Consider the following 20,973-nt stretch of genomic DNA (forward strand, 5'->3'; position numbering starts at 1 on the left):
GAACTTTAAAGGTTCGAGGTCACATTAAGCAAGAAACCACGTCAAATTGACGTGGTTCTTTGTTTTCAGAATAAAACCAAACCATTAGTTTGAGTTTTGTGAAGAAAATAAAGAACTAGAGCGAAAGCTCGTGGTTTCTTATTTGCAGCAGTGAGTTGCTAAGGATCATGAAATAATCCTGCCGAGGTCACAGAAATTGTAAAAACCTGTAATTTAAAAGATTACAGTTTTTTTTTTGTTTTTATACCCGAGCGGATAATTCTATATAGAACTTTGATTAATTGAAAAAAGTATAAATTGATTTTTTCAAAATAGGTAAGTATATGCAATGATCCTATATAGCATATATTATATGCTGTGATTTGTATTTATTTAAGAAGATATTCTAATTCTTCTAATCTTTTTCGGGTAATAAACACCATATTACTTATGTAAACAATGCTAAACATATTACCTCTAATTCCACTGGTTGCAATTGTGCTTTGTAATCTTCTGTTTTCAACCCAATTCTCTTGGTAATTAATTACCAAACTTTTTATAGAATCATTTTTTATCTCTTTTAAATATTCACTGAATTTTATATTCATTAAAGAGTCCATTTTTTGAAAATAAAGATTTAAGCACACCTTATGAGTATAATTATCTCCTGAAATCGTATTGCCTTCATCATCACATTCGACTTTTTCAAAATTCCGCATATAGCTTTGGGATTTCATTGATTTAGAATCCTCATAATTTTGCGCACTCAGAGAATGATTAATGACAATACCAAAAATAAAAAGAGATATAAACTTTAATGTGTTCATTTTTAATGTTATAAATATATGCATATACCTAATTTAGTATATTTTTCTTGTAATCCTAGACCTTAGGCTTCACAAATAAGATAGCCTTTTTTAAAACTAAAAGAATTTTAACTAAAAACAAAATTGAGGAGTAGAAAGCAGTGAGAAATGTTCTTTTATAAATTGGTTAATCACTTTCAAATCCTCCCTCAAAAAGTTTGAACTTTGAAGGTTTGCGATCACTGAAGTTATAAAAACCTGTAATTTATAAGATTACAGGTTTTTTGTTTTTTATACTCGAGCGAATAATGCTATGTATCTACTAATAATTCAATAATTAAAAATGGCTAGTTTTCAGGTATTTGTTCTGTAATTTGATAAGTACTGAAGTTCAAAAAATTTCCAGGATGTGTCAATACATTCTGTAGTATGAATGGAGTGTCGGGATTGATTCCTGAATATTGTATGTTTCCATCCATGTTAATATCATTATTTTGATAATCATTTACACTATAGGTTGGGAAATTTAAGAAGTTTCCTGGGGCATTTAATACTGATGAAAGAATATTTGGAGTATCTGGATTAGTTCCGGAGTATTGAATAATAGCATCTCCATTAGCATTTCCAGCCCACATAGCTAAATTCCCAGAAGGAGTGCCAAAACTTGTTAGCGCATTTGTTCCGTTAGTAATGATATCACCATTTTTAAAGTTAAGTTGTGTGGTTACATCGCTTAAGAAGTACGCATTAGCCGTCATAATTCCTAAATGGTTGCGATGCTTGATGGCTATAAAATATTCACCTTCTGGCATTTTTATGCTTACTGAAGATATACCATCAACATCAACGATATCTCCATCACGCTGTAATAGAGCCGATTGGCTATATAGAATATTTGTATTGTCATTCGCAGCACGTAATTCTATCCAAATCCAATCCACTATATTCTTATCAATACTTCCTGTTCCAGTACTTCCTCCATCATTAAACACTGAAATATCACAAGTTAAGTTGTCTGTATACGGAGAAGTTGTTGGTATTAATCCTCCAACACGTAAATCATCACGCATTAAGGTTTCTTCTCCTGTATTAGGATTTAAACTTGCTCCTTGCAAATAGACTTTTGGTGATACTTTTATAATTTCACAATTAGAATCTACACCTCCATCATCAATATTCCAACCGTAGTTGCTTATTAAGTTTTGTCTATCTGATTCGCCTTCGCAATAATAGCTATTACCGCCACTAAATAAAATATTAGTTGGAATCTGTGTTTCTCCAACTGAAGTATCTAGTGTACTCCAACCAATTAATAACGCATCGTAGTTTTCGATAGAAAGTTGAACTCCATTAAACATACCTGCAGCTCCTAAGGTGCCATTAGCTGTTGATAGAGCGCTGATATCCCATGCACCTAAATTTTGGTCGAATGCTATGGCTCCTGCGAACATTTCGTAAATATTGGTAACGCTACTCACATTCCAGCCTCCTAAATCTTGATTAAAGGATGTCGCATTTCTAAACATTGTATCTGTTACAAGCACATTTTCTACATTCCAATTAGAAATATCTCCATTAAAACTTGAAGCTTCGTTAAACATACTTCTCATGTTTTCTACAAGACCAACATTCCAATCGCCAATCTCTTGGTTAAATGCAGCAGCACTATAAAACATATTTTCCATATTCTTGACTTTAGAAACATTCCATCCGCTAATATTTTTATTGAAAGAACTTGCTAAATTGAACATGCTTTCCATGTTTGTTACATTGCCAACATTCCAACCACTAATGTCTTGATCGAAGGATGAGGCTACTAAGAAAAGTCCAAACATATCTGTTACCTCGCTTACATTCCAACCACTAATATTCGCATTAAAGTTAGTTGCAGTTGAAAACATTTGTCTCATGCTAAGAATGGTACTCATGTCCCAATTATTCATACTATCATGTCCTGTGAAATTTTGGCATCCATAAAACATATAATCTGTAGAGATGACTAATGATAAATCTGGACTATCCGTAGCTAATAACTGTACATTAGAACAACCTTGAAAAGCTCCTTGCATTGATTCCCATGAATTTGTTCCCCAATTGTTTATAGCTTGTAGTTTGGCAGCGTTACTGGTATCTCCTCCTTGAGTTATTTGTGGAAAAGCACCACTAATTCTCACAAAATGATTTCCTGGTAACGCATATTGATGAGACATATTTGTAGAAACATTTGTGTCTATATTTCCATCTCCCCAATCTATAGTATAACTGTATGCTTCTGAAGGAAAATCGTCTAAGTTTATATAAATAGTTATTGATTCATTAGCTTGCGTAGTTTGCCAAGTAGTGATAAAGTAATCACAAGAAGACGCCAATCCTTCATCTGTAATGTTCCAACTATAATCATTTATTAAAGATGCTCTTGCTGCATAGGCGTCACAATATTGATTCAATCCGCCATGAAAAGTAATATTACTAGGAATATCATCAACATTATCACCAGACATACCACTATTATCTGTTGCCCAACCGATAAGAGTAGCATCATAATTTTCTAAAGACATGGCATTTGCTTGATTAAAAAACAAAGACATCTCTGTAACATTACTTATGTCCCAACTTCCTAAATCTTGATCAAAATCATCTGTAAAGGCAAACATTCCAAACATAGTTGTTACACTACTTACATCCCATCCATTTGCGCCTCCTATTTCATGGTTAAATTTTTGTGCCCCAAAAAACATTTGAGACATATTGTTTACATTACTTACATTCCAATTAGTTATGTCTTGATTAAAATTGAGACTTATCATAAACATACTATTCATGGTAAGGATATTTGAAACATCCCAATCGTTCCAAGAATCATTGGCTGTGCTTCCAACTCCATAACAAGCTTCAAACATACTTTTTAAGCTTGTTACATTAGATAAATCTGGAGTGTCGTTTGCTAAAACTTCTATAGTTTCACAACGTTTAAAGGCAGAGTCCATTGATTGCCACTCAATATCTCCCCATTGATTGATTTCTTTTAACTTACGATTAGGTAAATTAGAATTTCCGGGGCCGCCTATGGAAAAGAATCTTGGAAAGTCTCCATATATTCGTACTGTATAATCGCCTTCGGCACTGTATTGATGTAATGCATCTCCGGTATAGCCAGAAATTATATTACCATCTCCCCAATCTACAGTATAATTATAACCTCCGCCAATAGTAGGAATAAGAATTTCATCATCTTCTCCGTCTCCCTGTTCATTTGTTCTCCAAGTAGTAATAAAAGGTCTTCCATTACTACAAGGTGAGGAGCCGCTTTCTACAGTATAAATAAAACTACAAGAAGCTATGGTTTCTCCTAAGCCATTAATAGCAGCAAATTCCATATACGTATCTCCTATTGGAAAATCGCTTCCACTAGGCAAACCAGCAGTTTGTACAACACTTGATCCACAAGATGCACTTACCAATGTAGGTTCGTCATACGTTATAGTAGCGGTACATGAATCTGAATTATCTACTGAAAATGTTTGGTCAGTAGGGCAAGTTTCAAATGCTAGAACCTGTTCTGTCACAGTAATAGTAGCTGTACAATTACTTGTAAGTCCATTATTGTCTTCTACAATTAGCTCTACAGGATACACTCCTGGGTTACATGAAAAGTTGAGTTCTGCATTTTTAATAAGTACATTTCCTTGATAGGTAACGGTAGAGCCTGGAGTATTAGTTGTAATATCAAAATAATATGTTTCTCCTCCAATTAAATTGAATGACTCTGTTCCGAAGACAAATAGCCCACCATTTCCTCTAACAGTAACTGCATCTGTAAGTGTATTTCCATGAGCTTCTGGTCTTGTTGCAATACTACCTGAATTTCTAACAGGAATATCATCCCATAAAATCATAACAATGCCTTGATTATCACTACTGGTTCCATTAAAAATAAATTCATATTCTGCCGTAACAGGTGCTACAAAAGAGTATTGATGAAAATAATATGTTAAGTTATTACCAAAATAAACATCTGTGGGATCAGTATTACTGGTAGCACCATTAAAACTTAATGCACTAAAAGAAAGTGATGCTATACTACAATTATCAAAAGAGCCATTGTTTATATCTGCTGTGGTCACAGTTGCTAAACCGTTAAAATCTAACGCTACACTAATGTCTTGACAATATGCATTGGGTGCTGAATCAACAACAGTAACTGTAAAAGATTCTGTAGTAACATTTCCACCGGCATCTGTAAATTCAAATGTATTTATAGTAGTACCTACCGGAAATGGTCCATTATCTGACATACCACTAGTTTGAATGTAAGTTGTTCCTGGGCAATTATCTGTTATTTGAAAAGTGTATGGAGAAATAAATCCGTCACAATCATCACTTAAGTAAATTGTTTGATCGTCGGGAATACCAGTAATAATAGGCGGAGAGTTATCAATAACTGTAACACTAAAAGATTCTGTAGTAACATTTCCTCCTATGTCGGTAAACTTAAATGTATTAACAGTAGTACCTACTGGAAACGGTCCTGTACCAGAAATTCCTGCTGTTTGCTCTGTAATTACACCTGGACAATTATCTGTTACACTAGGTGTATAAGCAGTTATAAATCCTTCGCAACTGTCACTGTCAGAAATGTTAATTATTTGATCTTCAGGGATGCCCGAAACAGAAGGAGGAACGATATCTTGAGGCCTTACTGTAAATGAACAATCTGTAATATTTCCAGAATTATCTGTGGCTCTGTAGGTCACAGTTGTTGTTTGATTGATTGGAAATATTGATCCGCTTTCAAGACCAGCAATCCGAACTACAGATTGAATGCTACAATTATCAGTAAATGTTGGTATATCGTAAGTTACAGGTGCAAGTCCGCAATTATTAACAACAATATTATCTGGGCATGAGGTATTTACTGGTGGTAAATTATCTACAACCGTGACAGTAGTTTCACAAGAGTCATAATTAAGAGCTATATCATTTACCGTTAAAGTCACTTCGTTTGTTCCTAAGTTACTACAATTAAAAGTATTTGGATACACAGACCTATTGACAACTCCTCCAGGAGTATTGTCATCTACATCTAAAGGGTTTAAAGTTGCTTGTCCATTTTCATCTAAATAAATAGTTGCATTTTTACATTGTGCTTCTGGAGCAATTACATCGGTAAAATGTACTTGAAATTTATGAGACCTACCACTATCTCTAACCCAATTACTGGTGGATGGATTTCTAGACATAAATTTACCTTCGCTATATTGAAGAAAATTATGAGATTGGTAAGATACTCTACCAACAGTTCCCGTTATTATAAATGTATATTGTTGCCCACTGACAACAGGAAATGGTGTAGATAGTTCCGTAATTTGATGCACTACTGATGAACTTGTTTCCCAAGTTATGGGCTGTTGATAAACAGGTTCTACAGTATCAACAACTGAAAATGGAACTACATTATAAATGTTTAATGTACCTGTAACAGGTGCGGTTACTTCACTCGTAAACACACTAATACTTTGTACACTTCCGTTACAAGGAGCTGTAAAAGATTGACCGAAGTCATAAAAACTACTAGAAATTATCCTGTCAAAGTTGTTTTGGTAGATGTTGTCTGGGACATTACATGTTTGAGCAAAAACAAAGTTAGAAGATATTATAAAATAAATTAATGAATATATCAGTGCACTTTTTTTCATAAGGCTATGGCGGTTATTTTTTTGCAAAAATATAGCTAGCACTTAGAAAGAAAGATGTTTAACGGGTATACAAAAGGGTTATACAGGGGTTACAAAAGGGTTACAGTTATAAATATTTAAACTTTAAAATTATGATTTACAGAAGCTTGTGGAGAGTTATTAATATGAGTTTAGAAACTCATGCAAATCATCACTCGCTGTAAGATTTAGTTTTTTTCGAAGCCTATTACGGTTCATTTTTACAGAAGATGGATTTATGTTTTGCAACGTAGCTATTTGTTTGGTATCCATATTAAGACGTATTAAAGAACACAGTCTTATATCATTTTTTGTAAGGTTGGAGAAATCATTTTTTAATTTTTCATAAAAAGAGCTGCTCAATATATCTATTTGATTATGGAAGTTCTCGGTACTCTCATTGACTTTAATTTTATTTTTAATTTCAGTTTCCAGATTGTCCAGTTCGTTTGCTCTTTTTCTTCCCGTGGAAGATTTTACATTTTTTAACTTCTCAGCTAAAATCAATGCCCATTCTTTATTGTTAGTAATATCTAATGCAAGGTGTTTTAGGTCTTTCTTTTTATAATTAATTTCATTTTGAAGTATTTCATTCTGAAGTTTTTCAAGCTTTATTTGTTCTTTTCTTTTGCGTAAGATTAATAGAACGGTTGTAAAAATAAGACCAAAGATGATTGTTATAATCGTTGTAAACTTCCAAAATTGAATGGAGGCTTCTTCCTTAATTTTAGCTTCTTTAATTTTTTGTTTTTCTACAATTCTTAAGCTATCAATAGTTTTTTGTTTTTCATAAGCATATTTTGCATCTAACTCAGCAAACTCTTTAACTTTTTTTATATTTAAGTCTTTGAATTGATGCCTTTTGTATAATCTGTAATAGGAGAAAGCGATCTCATGATTTTTTAAGTCAGTATGCGCATTGCTTAAAGATAAATAACGATTCGCTAGCAAATTTTCTAATCCCATTTCATTAACTAAGGCTAATGATTTCTCATAATAAAAAATAGCTTTATTGGGTTGCTTTAATTTTCTATAAGCATATCCTAATGCTTTATAGCTCCTTTCCATTCCTATCTTATTATTACTCGTCATGCTTATTTCTAAATCTTGCTTAGAATAATTAAGCGCAGCAGCATAGTTTTTTTTTACGACGTTCATAGCCAGATAAATTTGCTAATGCTAAAGCTTTTCCTTTATTAAAATTTATTGAATCTGCATATGTATAAGCGCTATTTGCGAATTTTTTAGTTTGCTCAAGGTCTTTGTTGGTGTAATAGACCGCAAATGCATTTAAGATATTTACGACCTCTTCTTTATTGTTGTATTTTTTAGCTAAATCTAGGGCTTTGGTATAAAATTGAAAAGCTTTAATACTATCTTTAGTATGATGATAAATTCTGCCTAATTTTCGATAAGAACGACATAAAGTAAATGTTTCTCCAATAGCTTCTTTAATTTTTAAACTTTCTTGTATAACCTTAAGACTTAAGGTATAATTTGTTTTTTTTCTATAGCTATATCCCAACTCATCTAAAATTAAAGCCTTTTTTAATAAAAAATAAGGATTTTTTGCTTCTTTAGTTAGTATTCGCTCATTAATAATGTTTACTGCTTTTTCAAAATTGAGTTTAGAATTTTGGAGGCTTGTATACTTTTCTGAACTTGCTAAGTCATACAAAGATTCAACTTCAATACTATCGTTTTGCGCATTTGATGAGAAAACAAAAAAGAATAATGGAGCTAGGCAACATAAGACTTTGTTATACTTTATTTTAGTTAAAAAAAGAAAAGAATGATTGAAAATCATAGAGTTATTTGGGCTTGTACTTTTGTAAATTTATAAATTAAGAAGTAAAAAGAGTAATTGATGATCGTATTTTTATGATGCTTGATTTGTATAAAGATTAAAATAGTTGCTATTTCTTAATTAATTGTATCATATTTTCAACAGATTATTATTAAATCTAAGAATATTGGTTTTTCATAAACAATCCAATCGCTCTCAAATCTTCCGCCAAAAGAATCAAAATTTTGAAGGTTCACATTCACAATAAAAAATTTTCCAATCAAAAAGCGCAACAAAATTTTGTTGCGCTTTAGGTAATTTATATACTATTTATAAGTGAATGTACTAGAAGTAGATGAAAATTATTTTAGGAGGTTATTTCTTTATAACTTTTTTGGATAATTTCAACTTACCTGCTGTTTCAAATGTAATAATATAAACTCCTTTTTCTAATGAAGACAGATCTATTTGATTATTAGCGAAGCTATTACTATTCAATATATTGTTTCCAAGCATATCATAAATACTAACTTTCTTCATTAAATATTCTTGAGAACTTTTCCAAGATAGTTTATCTGAAAATGGAACGGGAAATACCGTAAAATTTTGTGTGGCATCGTCGCCAAATTCTTCAACAGAAAGCGTCGAAGAATTGATATAGTAAGCAAGCATTCTACTAAAATAAAAACTCGTAACTATATCTAACTTGTTATCATTGTTTAAATCGGCTAAAACAATGTCTCTGTCAAGACTGCCAGCATTTCCAGTGGCATCTATTAATACTTTACTTCCAAAATTTACACCATCATTTAGATAGTAAAAAATAGTTTCATTATTTCCATAAGCACTTGGTGAATGATATACACAGACTATATCTTTGTAACCGTTGAAGTCCAAATCAGCAAATTCAATTTCAGAAGCTCCAACCGTATTGTCTATAACTGTTTTTGTAGCGGCAAAGGTACCTGCATTGTTTTTAATCCAAAATAGTTCTTTATTCCCAGTACTAAATCCTCCAGAAATAATATCTAAATATCCATCATTATCTACATCACCTAAAACGATCGCGTTTGTTGTTGAAGAGTATATGATAGTTTCAAAAGTAAATACACCTGCGCCGTTGTTTCTTAATAATTGTATTCTGGAATAATTGAAAGAACTAATAACGATATCATAATCACCGTCATTATCAATATCGCCAGAGGTAATTTTATTAGGTTGCAGTCCAGTCATGTTTTCGATAATGATAGCTACATTTCCATAGGTGGAATCACCATTATTTTTGATCCAACCAATTTTGTAATTATTATTTTCTCTTATAGTAAAAATGATGTCTTTAATACCATCTCCATCAACATCATTGATTTCAATATCTCGTAATGAATTGGAATATGGTATTAGAACTTTAGTAAAAGTTTCATCTCCTTGATTGTGTAGAATTTCTATACCACTTGCTCTTAGTCCAACAATATCATTAAAACCATTAGAATTCATGTCAAGAATTTCAATATCTTCAAATCTATCATTATCGTTTATGGTTGAAATTACTTTGTATGAACTAAAACTTTCATTTCCATAATTTTCTATCCAAAGTATAGCATCAGAAGCAATGATCATATCTTCATTTCCATCATTATTAAGATCACTTGCTTTTACATCATTTATTGCACTATAGAAATAGTTTAAAATGATTTCGTCGTATGCGTTTCCTGTAGTTTGACTTTCAAATAAAGAAACTTTGTAAATAAAGTCTGTTTCTCCGTATGGAGCATAGGAAGTAGAAATAATATCTTCAGTTCCGTCATTGTTAATATCTTCTATAGAAAATGATCTTGGATTGCTAACATTATCTACTAAAAGTTGTTTCAGACCAAATTCATCTGCATTTGGAGGAACTGTACCTAAATTTTTATACCAACTAATATTATCATTTGACCAAGATGAAAGAATAATGTCTTCTTTTCCATCATTGTCCATATCTTTAATTTGTATTTCACGTGCACCATCAACAAAAGGATCAATGGTTATAGGATTAGAAGAATTGAAAGACGTTCCATTTTGATTTAAAGTAAACCGAAGTTCATCGGTGCCATAGCTTCTCACAGTTATAGCGTCCAAATATCCATCTTCATTTACATCTAAAAAAGCAAGTGAGTTTCCATCATTAGAACTTCCAGTAATGTATTGTCGGCTTCCAAAGTTATTACTTCCAAGATTTTTAGCCCAATACACAGTTCCATCATCATGAGCAGAGATAATATCTACAACTCCATCATTGTCTAAATCTTTTGTTTTAATCATTTTTAAATTATAACTGGAGTCGTATAAAATTGTTGGACTGGCAAAAGTTCCGTTATTTAGGTTTTCTAAGAAAAGTAATTCATCTCCGTAACCGCCAGTAAATATATCGATGTCACCATCATTATCGGAATCTAATGTTTTCACATATAAAAGTCCACTGACTTCATTAGATACTACTATTTCTGAAGAGAATGTGCTATTTCCTAAGTTCTTGAACCAAACTAACTTGTTGTCAGAAGGACTTGCAACAATAATATCTTCAAAACCATCATTATCCAAATCGGCGTGTGTTAAACTAGAAGGTACATCAACTAGGTTTGAGATGATTTTTCGTTCATAGTATCTATAATCTCCGTTGATGTTCTCATACCAAATGATGGAATCATCATAATAAGAAGCTATAACTAAGTCTTTGTCATTGTCATTATCCAAATCGACTGTCATCAGAGCGGTAGCATCTTGAGATAGATGTGATTCATTTAAGACAAAAACTTCATTATTAAAATTAATTTGCGCATTGATTAGTATGCTGAAAAGTAAGGTAACAATTGTAATTTTGTTTTTCATGTAATTCGTAATTTTTAGTGGTTTTTTTTATATGAAATGATATAAAACATACGTGTAGGTTTAACGTTAAACGTTACAAAAAGAGTTGTAAAATTCTGTATTCTGAATTTTGTGATTTGATTATTGTACTTGTTGAATATAGATATTGATTTTTAAATCATCGCTTGTTTTATGCCAAGCCGCGTGATATATTTTATGAAACTAAGTGCTTAAAAAAGACTTTATTTTTGTTGGTTATTTCTTTTTGCTCATCAATAGTAAGTCATCTTATGTTTTATAGAAAGTAAGAATGAGTAAACAATGGTTATGATTGAGTTAAAATACTTTCAAAAGACAAAAATACTTTTTAAAACAAACTTTTCTTAAATCTTGCCAGGGCGACAAGACAGAAGCTTTACGATAAATAGAAAGTCTTTCTTATTTTTTATCATTTTTTAAATGGATTGATACGATCCTTTTTTTGACGTTAACTTCTGCAAATAAGTGTATCACTTTTTATTTTTAAATTACCTTTGCGACAAATTAATTTAGTATCATGAGATCGTGCTCGCATAGATTTTACTTTTTTAAGATATTACTACCAGGTTTCCTGTTTTTTTTGCTTTCTGGCTGTGTTTCTGATGATCAGAGTCTTGCGGTTTTAGAAAAAGGCGTGATACATTTGAAAACGAATCAAGTTTCAAAAGGTAAAGAGCTTGTCATTAAAGGAAACTCTCTTTTTTATTGGAAACAATGGCCTTTAACCGAAAAAGGTGCTTTTCAAAAGGAATTACTCACTAAAGCTGACACCATCCAATGGCCAAGCCCTGTTTGGGAAAAGAAAGCATATTCACCAAAAGGTTTCGGAACATTTCGTTTTTTTATTCAACGAGATAACCAAGAAAAACAAATTATACTAAATTTTTCTAGAGTTTTAGGAGCTTCAGAAGTATGGGTGAATGGTAAAAAATACGCTACTCACGGAAACTTATCAAAAAATGATACTACATCTCAAGACGCAATTCCTGCGCTAACAGTTGAGATGCCAAAAGAAGAACTGCTAGATGTAATGCTTTTGGTTTCAAGTTTCAATAGTCGTCACGGAGGTGGATTCCCACTTCAAAATACAATCGTAGAAAAAGATAGTTTTTATAAAGCGAAAGAAAGAAGAGCTGCATTAGAAATTTTGGTCACTTTCTTGATCCTTCTGTTTGGAGTTTTTCAAATTATAACCTACACAAATTCTCAAAAAGAAAAGTATTTTTTATACTTCGGACTTTTTTGTTTAGTAGGAGGTTCAAGACAATTATTTGTTGGAGATACTTTTATTCTTAAACTTTTTCCAGAAATGTCTTTTGAAGTCGCCCAAAAACTCAGATACATTTGTTATTACGGTGGACTTGCGCTAATTTTTCTGTATCACAATCATCTTTTTCGTGGTTACTTTTCAAAGAAAGCAGCATTGGTTTTCAATATAATTCCTTGCATAGGGATTGTGTACGTTTTAGTATTTCCCGTTTTTTATGCTACGTACAGCGCTCCGGTATTTCAATTTTTAGGTTTATTATATCTTCTTTTAGGATATTTCCTCATCATTAAGGCGCTTCGTGATAAAAGACCTTTTGCTAGATTCATACTTTTAAATTTAATTTTTCTTACCATCACCTTTACAAATGATATCCTGAATGCAATGTTAGTTATTCAAACAGCATTTCTAGTCAATCTTGGTTTATTGACATATGTAGCTTTTCAGGTATATCTAAATCAAAAAATAGGAAAACAAAAGGAAGTTGAGTTCCAAAATATGGCGCAACAAATTGAAAAGATGAACCAACAGGTACAGACTAAGAAAGAAGAAATTTCCAAATTGCTATATGAATCTTATCATCATTTAAAATCGAAACGAGAATTGGTAGATGATTTAAAAAAGACTACCTACGATGATAGTATATCTGTCGATGAAATCATAAAGAATCTTAGGTCAGAATTGTTGGAGGATAATCAACTAAATATCATAAAAAATGATATCGAAATATTGAATTACGATTTTATCCAGCGCCTAAAAGCGAGTGCTCCAAAATTAACAGAAACCGACTTAGAACTTTGCACATACATCCACATGGGATTAAGCAGAAAAGAAATTGCCAGACTACGTCATATTACAGTAGAAGCCGTTAGAAAAGCTCGCTATCGATTGCGAAAAAAATTAGAACTCTCCGCAGATAAAGATTTAGAACATTTTTTAAATACTATATAGTAATTCACTTAATTATTTTCTCAAAACATTTACTACAAATCTTTCTGATTTAACACTAGAAAAGTTACATCAAAAAAGGTATTCTGAGCTGTAATTTTAGCTAAAAACTCGCTACATCAACATACTTTAAGCGAGAATATTATTTCATTTGACACTTTCCTAAATATCACAAAATCAGCACTTATAATACCTGTCCCTCTCATTGTCCCCCTTCATTTTTAGTTCGTATTAAGATTCTTTATTTCTTTTGCTTGCATAGTCATACAGCGCTGGCTATCACATCACAAATCCCATAATTAAACTTATCTACTTTACAAATGAAAAAGCAATTTTCACTTCTACTATTTCTTATCATTGGTGTTTTTGGTTTTGCCCAAGAATGTGGCACATTAATGACACCTCTTTCCATTCAAGAACGCAGCAATGAAGCTACGCACATTATTGAGGGAAAAGTCATGGCAAGTAATGCGTATTGGGATGTTAATAAGCATAACATCTATACGGTACATACCATAACTGCATACAAAAGCTTTAAAGGACAAAGCAATGTCACCTTTAAGGTAGTAACCGTGGGAGGAAAAGTTGATGATCATTTTCAACGAACCTCTAGTTCAGCAAATCTTCAGCCAGGAATGGTGGGCACATTTTTCATGAAAAGTTTTAGAGGTCAAATTGCTGTTACTGAAAGCCTATATGAATTGGTCGGAGCAGCTCAAGGTGTTGTTAAGTACGACAAATTTACTGGCAAAGCATCAGATATTTTCAATAAATATTCATCTCTTGATGGTGAATTGTATCCTTCCATTAGGAGAGCTACAGGAAATAAGGAACGAATACTACAAGCACGCCCTTTACAGAATAGAACTATGGCGATGCGCGCAAACCCTATCATCTACAGTTTCTCTCCTTTAACAGCTACCGCAGGTACACAAACGGTATTGACTATTACAGGTACTAATTTTGGATCTACCATGGGAACCATGAGTTTTAGCAATGCAAATGATGGAGGAGCAACGTTTACTCCAGCTGCAGATGCTGAGATTTTGAGTTGGTCAAATACTGTCATTGAAGTCCAAATACCATACTTAGCAGGTACGGGCGCTATTAGAATTACACATTCAGACGGATCTACACACGATACTTCAGTTCCTCTGACAATTACGTATAGTCATAACAATTTAGACAATTCAGGAACAATTTTGGCATTAGCACTACAAGATGATGACGGAAATGGCGGATATACATTTGCATATCATACCGATTTTAATTCAAGTAGTGCAAAAACCTATTTTGAAGAAGCATTCGGATTATGGAATTGTGAGTCTAATATTAATTTCTCATTCGGGAATACAACAACTACTGACGAATCTGTTTCTGATGGGATTAACATTGTTCGTTTTGATAATGGAAGTGAATTAGCTTCTGGTGTACTAGGAAGTGTAACCACACGTTTTACAACCTATTGTGGCACAACCAATAGAGTTCTAGTTGATGAAATGGACATTACTTGGAATGATGATACCAATTGGCACTATGGAAGTGGAGTGCCATCAGCTTCTGAATATGATTTTAAAACTGTTGCTTTACATGAACTAGGACATGCGCATCAGTTAGGTCATGTGATTGATTCAGATGTGATAATGCACTACAGTTTGGGCGCTGGTGATGAAAAGTACGTATTAGATCAAAATGATATTGACGGTGCGGTCTACACGATGGATATTTTTACGGAATCAATAGGTTGTGGAAATACAGCGATGAGCGAAAGTATACAGTGTTGTGATGCTATTAGCATTAGCAGTCAACCATCAGATTTAGAATTAGCCGAAGGAGCAACTGGACAATTTTCTGTAAATGCTTCAAATTATATTGATGCGCTTTGGTTTTCAAGTTCTGATGGTAATAGCTGGTCAGTACTTTCCGATGGTACAGACTACTCGGGCACCACTACTACAACATTAACCATAAACAGTGCTAACTTAAGTGATAATAACAAGTTTTTTAGAGTGTTTCTTGAAAATGAATGCGGTGAATTTATCAATAGTGATAATGCAACACTGACTGTCATTGAATATACAACCATTCCTGATAGTAACTTTGAAGCCGCTTTAGAAGCGTTGGGCTATGACGATATTTCGGGCGATGGGCAAGTGCCAACAGATAGTATCAATACGATTACAAGTTTAAATGTAGATGGAGAATCTATTAATGATTTAACAGGTATTGAAGATTTTGTGGCATTGGAAACTTTAGATGCCGACAATAACTCACTTACTACTATAGACGTCACTAATCTCACTAATCTCAGGCAATTGTCTTTACAATACAATTCGCTGACAAGTTTGGATGTTACTAATAATAGCAATTTAGAGGCTTTATCTTTCAGAAACAATTCGGTAACCGCTATAGATTTAAGCAATAATGTCAACCTACTGAGTTTAGGGTTTCAATACAATTCAATAACAGATATAGATTTAAGTAATAATATACTTTTATATCATATTGCTTGTAGAGACAATGGGCTTACCTCATTAGATCTTACCAATAACCCAGAAATGATCAATATTTATGCACAAAACAATTCAATTCCTGTTGTCGATTTAAGCGGAAACCCAGATTTGGCTATAGTCGCATTTCCTAATAATGATATTGTTGAATTTAATATCAAAAATGGAAATAACACCAATATTACTGCTTTTAATAATACCGGAAACAGTAGTCTTGAATGTATTTTGGTAGACGATGCCGATTATAGTAGCACCAATTGGACTCAGATTGATGCAACTGTAAGCTTTAGTGATACCGCTTACTGTAAATATACAGCTATACCAGATGCTAATTTTGAAGCTACCCTAGAAACCTTAGGTTATGACGATATTTCAGACGATGGACAAGTACCCACTAGTTTGATAGAAAATGTAACAAGTTTAAATGTCTCAAATCTAAATATTTCTGATCTAACAGGAATTGAAGATTTTACTGCGCTGGAAGAGTTAACTATCACTAATAATTCGTTAACATCCCTTGATGTTACAAATAATCTAGCATTAGAAACCATTTTTGCAGGAAATAATAATTTAACAAGTATAGATGTAAGTAATAATACACAACTTACGCGTTTATGGTTACAAGACAATAATCTTAGTACTATTGATATTAGTAACAATCCATTGCTTTTTGCATTTTCTGTAGGCGGAAACTCTCTAATTACTATTGCTGATATCTCAAATAATACAGCTTTAGAATCATTATATTTAAATGATACGGCGATTACAACTTTAGACTTGAGTAATCATCCACAGTTGACAACGCTTGGACTTAGCAATACCAATTTGAATTCTCTAAATTTACAAAATGGTAATAACACAAACCTCACCACCTTATTTCTAACAGAAAATCCAAATTTATACTGTATTATAGTGGATGATGCAGATTACAGCAACACTAATTGGTCAGGAAATATTGATAGCGGAACTAGTTTTACAGAAACAGGTTACTGCGAATATACAGCCATTCCAGATGCCAATTTTGAAGCAGCTTTGGAAGCGCAAAACTATGATGATATTTCGAGTGATGGACAAGTGCCAACCGCATTAATTGAGGGAATTACAAATTTATCTATAGACAATGAAGGTATTACTGACCTTACGGGAATTGAAGATTTTGCAGCGTTGACTGAATTGGTCATATCAGACAACAATATTGTGACATTAGATGTATCGAATAATCCAAATTTAACAAGACTTGAAGCATTTTCTTGTGGTTTTACAAGTTTGGATATCTCTCAAAACACAAATTTGGAAGAACTAATCGTCTATTCAAACGCTTTGACGACATTAGATACCAGTAATAATACCTCGCTAACTAATGTAACATTATTCGCTAACAAAATTTCTAGCTTAGACTTCACTTCTAATACAGCCTTAACCTATGTAGAAGTTAGTGATAATGAATTAACGGAACTAAATATCCAAAACGGAACAAATAACTTAATCCAAACATTTGACGCTACAAATAATAGCAATCTATCCTGTATTATAGTAGACGATGCTGCAGATAGTACAATGAACTGGACTATTGACTCAAATACTAGTTTTAGTGAAACATACTGCCGTTATACCACAATTCCAGATGCTAATTTTGAAACGAGATTGGAATCTATTATTGCAGATGATGTTTCGGGAGATGGACAAGTGCCTACAGCGCTAATTGAAGTAATTACAAATTTGAATCTAGCGAATAGATCAATTGCTGACCTTACGGGAATTGAAGATTTTACCGCACTTCAAAAATTGAATGCTTCTACTAATAATTTAACTTCTGTAGATCTGACCAACAATACCAATTTGGAAGAATTAAACATATCTGACAATGTAAATTTGACAAGTTTGAATGTGTCTAGTTGTGTATTATTAGAAAGAATAAAAGCTGAAGATAATGCATTTAGCACGTTAGATCTTTCAGCAAATACCCAGTTAGATGCATTATTTGTAACTGATAATGATGCACTTACTGAAATTGATTTGAGTACAAATTCGTTACTAAGAGTATTAACACTAGATAACCTAGACAATATAGCATCGGTTGATGTAAGCCAAAATGTATTGATGGATTCACTTCAAGTCACAAACAATGTGATTTTATCAGAGTTTAATGTGAAAAATGGTGCAAATACGGATGTTATCTCCTTTCAAGGAAATAATAATAGCAGCTTAACTTGTATTTTAGTGGATGATGCTTCGTATAGTACCTCTAGTTGGTCTACCATTGATAGTCAGGCGAGTTTTAGTGATACGTATTGTAGATATACAGCCATTCCAGACGCTAACTTTGAAACTGCGTTAGAAGCACTCATTACGGATGATGTTTCAGGCGACGGACAAGTGCCAACAGCCGAAATTGAAACCCTTACCAATTTAGATGTTAGCAGCTTAAATATTTCAGATTTAACAGGAATTGAAGATTTTGTGGCATTGGAAACGTTGTATTGTTCCAATAACAATCTTACCACTATAAATGTATCTAACCTTACTAATTTACAAAGCTTAAGGGCACTATCTAATGATTTAACAACAATAGATCTTACAAATAATACTGCACTTACAGACCTAAGAATAGAACAAAATAACCTTACTTCAATAGATTTAACCAATCAAAGCAACTTAGTCTTCTTACAAATAGATCGAAACGAACTTACGGCACTAGATGTAAGTAATTCTCCTTCAATTACTCGATTTAGAGCCTACAACAATCATATTTCAACTATTGATTTATCAAACAATTCTTTATTACGTGAAGTGAGAGTTTCTGGAAATGAGCTACTTTCCCTGAACGTTCAAAATGGTAACAATACTAATATAAACATTTTTGTAGCAAATGGGAATGAGTTCTTGGATTGTATTTTGGTAGATGATGCTAGTTATAGTGCTACGAATTGGACTTCCATCGACTCACAAACAACGTTTAACGAAACAGAATGTATAGTTGCATACACAGCAATTCCTGATACTATTTTTGAAGCGACACTAGAAAGCTTAGGTTATGATGATATTTCTGGAGACAATCAAGTGCCTACAGTATATATTGAAGGAGTAACTTCATTAGATGTAAGTAGTTTAGGCGTTAGCGATTTAACAGGAATTGAAGATTTTATCGCGTTGGTTGATTTGGATGCTGAAGTAAATAACTTAACGTCATTAGATTTAAGCAATAATTTACTTTTAGAAACGGTAGATTTAGATTCGAATGAGCTAGCTACACTAACCTTACCAACCAACGGAAGTTTAGTGACATTTATTTGCAATAACAATCCAAACTTAACCACTATAGATTTTAGCGGTAATACCAATTTAGAAACAATTCAATGTGGTAGTAATGGATTGACAAGCGTAAATCTAAACGGTTTAAGTATGCTGAATTCATTAGCATTGAGCAGCAACAGTCTGAGTACTATAGATGTTTCATCTGTTACAAACTTAGCCACTTTTGTTATTGCAAATAACACGCTAACAAGCATAGATTTATCCAATAATACGAATCTTACGTATTTAAATATTGAATCAAATAATCTAAATAGTTTAGATATAAGCAACAACACAGCTTTAGAATATTTATTTTTCTCTGACAACAGTATTGCTTCAATCGATGTTTCCAGTCAAACAGCTTTGTTATGGTTATATACAAGCAATAACCTCTTAACAACAATTGATGTTTCTTCTAATACATTACTTCAAAAATTATGGGTAAACGATAACCAATTAACGAGTCTAGATATTGTTGCGAATACAGTTCTAGAAGAATTAGTATGTTACAATAACACGATTACGACACTAGATGCTTCGGCTAATACTGCTTTAGAATGGTTTTTAGTAAATGATAATGCGCTTGTAAGTGTAAATATTCAGAATGGGAATAATACTAACATCAACAATTTCGCAAGTTATAACAATCCAGATTTAACTTGTGTTTTAGTAGATGAAGCATCGTACAGTACCACAAATTGGACACTTGTTGATGGCACACTTAGCTTTAGCGAAACTGCTTGTACAACAGATTATACAATAGCAATCGATGTCTTTCTACAAGGTGCAGCACTAAATCCAAACACAGGAGAAGAAAACCTTATGCGAGACGATTTAAGAGTTGCAGGATTGATACCAACCACAAGTCCATACACTGACGGATTAACCTGTGACGCAACAGTATTTGATACTACAGGAAATGATGCTATTGTCGATTGGGTACTTGTTGAACTACGCGATGCAACCGATAATACCATGGTAACATATTCACAATCTGCCTTACTGCAACGTGATGGTGATGTGGTAGACGTTGATGGAACTTCAGATTTAGTCTTCAGTTTAGAAGATGGTACAAATTATGTGGCTGTACAACATAGAAATCACTTAGGTGTGATGACAGTAACGGCTGCAACATTGTCAAGTGGTCCTATCAATAACATCAACTTTACCGATGCGAATACGGAGATTACCTATGGAACTAATGCGCAGACAACTTCTGGTATGCCAGACGATGTACTTGCCATGTGGGCAGGCGATTGTAATGAGGATAATAACGTGCAATATTCAGGAACGAGTCCAGATACACCAGATATTTTATCGGCAGTGCTCAATGATGCTGGAAACTTTTTAAATTTCCCAACGTACAGTATTACAGGTTACAATACTAATGATGTAAATATGGATGGTATCATTCAATATTCTGGAACCAATCCTGATACACCTTTTGTATTACAGAACGTATTGGCGCATCCGAGTAATTTTCTAGGTTTCAGCACCTATCAAATTAATGGGCAAGCACCTGAAAACACCTCTAATGAATAAGAAATAATAGAGTAAAAACTCAAAAAAACTTACACCATCATGAAAACTTAACAAAAGTTCAATTTCTAATTTTGAGCAACTAACGAGAGAAAAAGCTGAAATAACGATGTTAGGAGGATCGTGCCCAGCTCCAACAGTTTTCAATTCTTGTAATCATTGCCCAATATCAGTAAGCGAAACTATTGTTTGTGATACTTGGGCTACATGTGACTTTACAAAAAATGACGCATGTCATTTCTAA

General features: G+C 32.8%; 7 protein-coding genes. 2 read left to right on the forward strand and 5 right to left on the reverse strand.

What is annotated here, in order from left to right; translation table 11 throughout:
• Nucleotides 1–368: 368 nt before the first annotated feature.
• From Q0845_RS17095 to Q0845_RS17115, 5 genes are all read right to left on the reverse strand, one after another.
• On the reverse strand, nucleotides 369–806 hold the full coding sequence (locus Q0845_RS17095) for a lysozyme inhibitor LprI family protein (protein WP_298515792.1): 438 nt from the start codon (nucleotides 804–806) through the stop codon (nucleotides 369–371).
• A gap of 326 nt (nucleotides 807–1,132) precedes the next feature.
• Nucleotides 1,133–6,481 (reverse strand): BspA family leucine-rich repeat surface protein, encoded by a 5,349-nt coding sequence (locus Q0845_RS17100; RefSeq protein ID WP_298515794.1) that lies wholly within the window; start codon nucleotides 6,479–6,481, stop codon nucleotides 1,133–1,135.
• A 159-nt stretch (nucleotides 6,482–6,640) separates the two neighbouring features.
• Complete coding sequence (locus Q0845_RS17105; RefSeq protein WP_298515797.1) at nucleotides 6,641–7,657, reverse strand: tetratricopeptide repeat protein; 1,017 nt, start codon at nucleotides 7,655–7,657, stop codon at nucleotides 6,641–6,643.
• A complete protein-coding gene (locus Q0845_RS17110; RefSeq protein WP_298515800.1) occupies nucleotides 7,620–8,306 on the reverse strand; it encodes a tetratricopeptide repeat protein in 687 nt (228 codons plus the stop codon). Before Q0845_RS17110 ends, Q0845_RS17105 begins: the two co-directional genes overlap by 38 nt.
• 354 nt (nucleotides 8,307–8,660) lie before the next feature.
• Nucleotides 8,661–11,153, reverse strand: a complete 2,493-nt coding sequence (locus tag Q0845_RS17115; protein WP_298515802.1) for a T9SS type A sorting domain-containing protein — start codon at nucleotides 11,151–11,153, stop codon at nucleotides 8,661–8,663.
• 652 nt (nucleotides 11,154–11,805) lie between these two features.
• Between Q0845_RS17115 and Q0845_RS17120 the strand changes: the two genes are divergently transcribed.
• Both Q0845_RS17120 and Q0845_RS17125 read left to right on the forward strand, forming a co-directional pair.
• Nucleotides 11,806–13,389 carry a 7TM diverse intracellular signaling domain-containing protein gene (locus tag Q0845_RS17120; RefSeq protein WP_298515804.1) on the forward strand — a complete coding sequence of 528 codons (1,584 nt, stop codon included), beginning with the start codon at nucleotides 11,806–11,808 and terminating at the stop codon, nucleotides 13,387–13,389.
• 317 nt (nucleotides 13,390–13,706) lie between these two features.
• Nucleotides 13,707–20,732, forward strand: coding sequence for a matrixin family metalloprotease (locus Q0845_RS17125; RefSeq protein WP_298515807.1), 7,026 nt, complete (start codon nucleotides 13,707–13,709; stop codon nucleotides 20,730–20,732).
• The last annotated feature ends 241 nt before the right edge of the window (nucleotides 20,733–20,973 follow it).

It is taken from the genome of uncultured Kordia sp., from assembly GCF_947489565.1.
Classification (GTDB): Bacteria; Bacteroidota; Bacteroidia; order Flavobacteriales; family Flavobacteriaceae; genus Kordia.

Coding starts and splice junctions, on each gene's coding strand:
- Q0845_RS17110 (WP_298515800.1), bottom strand. CDS start 8,306: ATGATTTTCAATCATTCTTTTCTTTTTTTAACTAAAATAAAGTATAAC.
- Q0845_RS17095 (WP_298515792.1), bottom strand. CDS start 806: ATGAACACATTAAAGTTTATATCTCTTTTTATTTTTGGTATTGTCATT.
- Q0845_RS17105 (WP_298515797.1), bottom strand. CDS start 7,657: ATGAACGTCGTAAAAAAAAACTATGCTGCTGCGCTTAATTATTCTAAG.
- Q0845_RS17115 (WP_298515802.1), bottom strand. CDS start 11,153: ATGAAAAACAAAATTACAATTGTTACCTTACTTTTCAGCATACTAATC.
- Q0845_RS17100 (WP_298515794.1), bottom strand. CDS start 6,481: ATGAAAAAAAGTGCACTGATATATTCATTAATTTATTTTATAATATCT.
- Q0845_RS17125 (WP_298515807.1), top strand. CDS start 13,707: ATGAAAAAGCAATTTTCACTTCTACTATTTCTTATCATTGGTGTTTTT.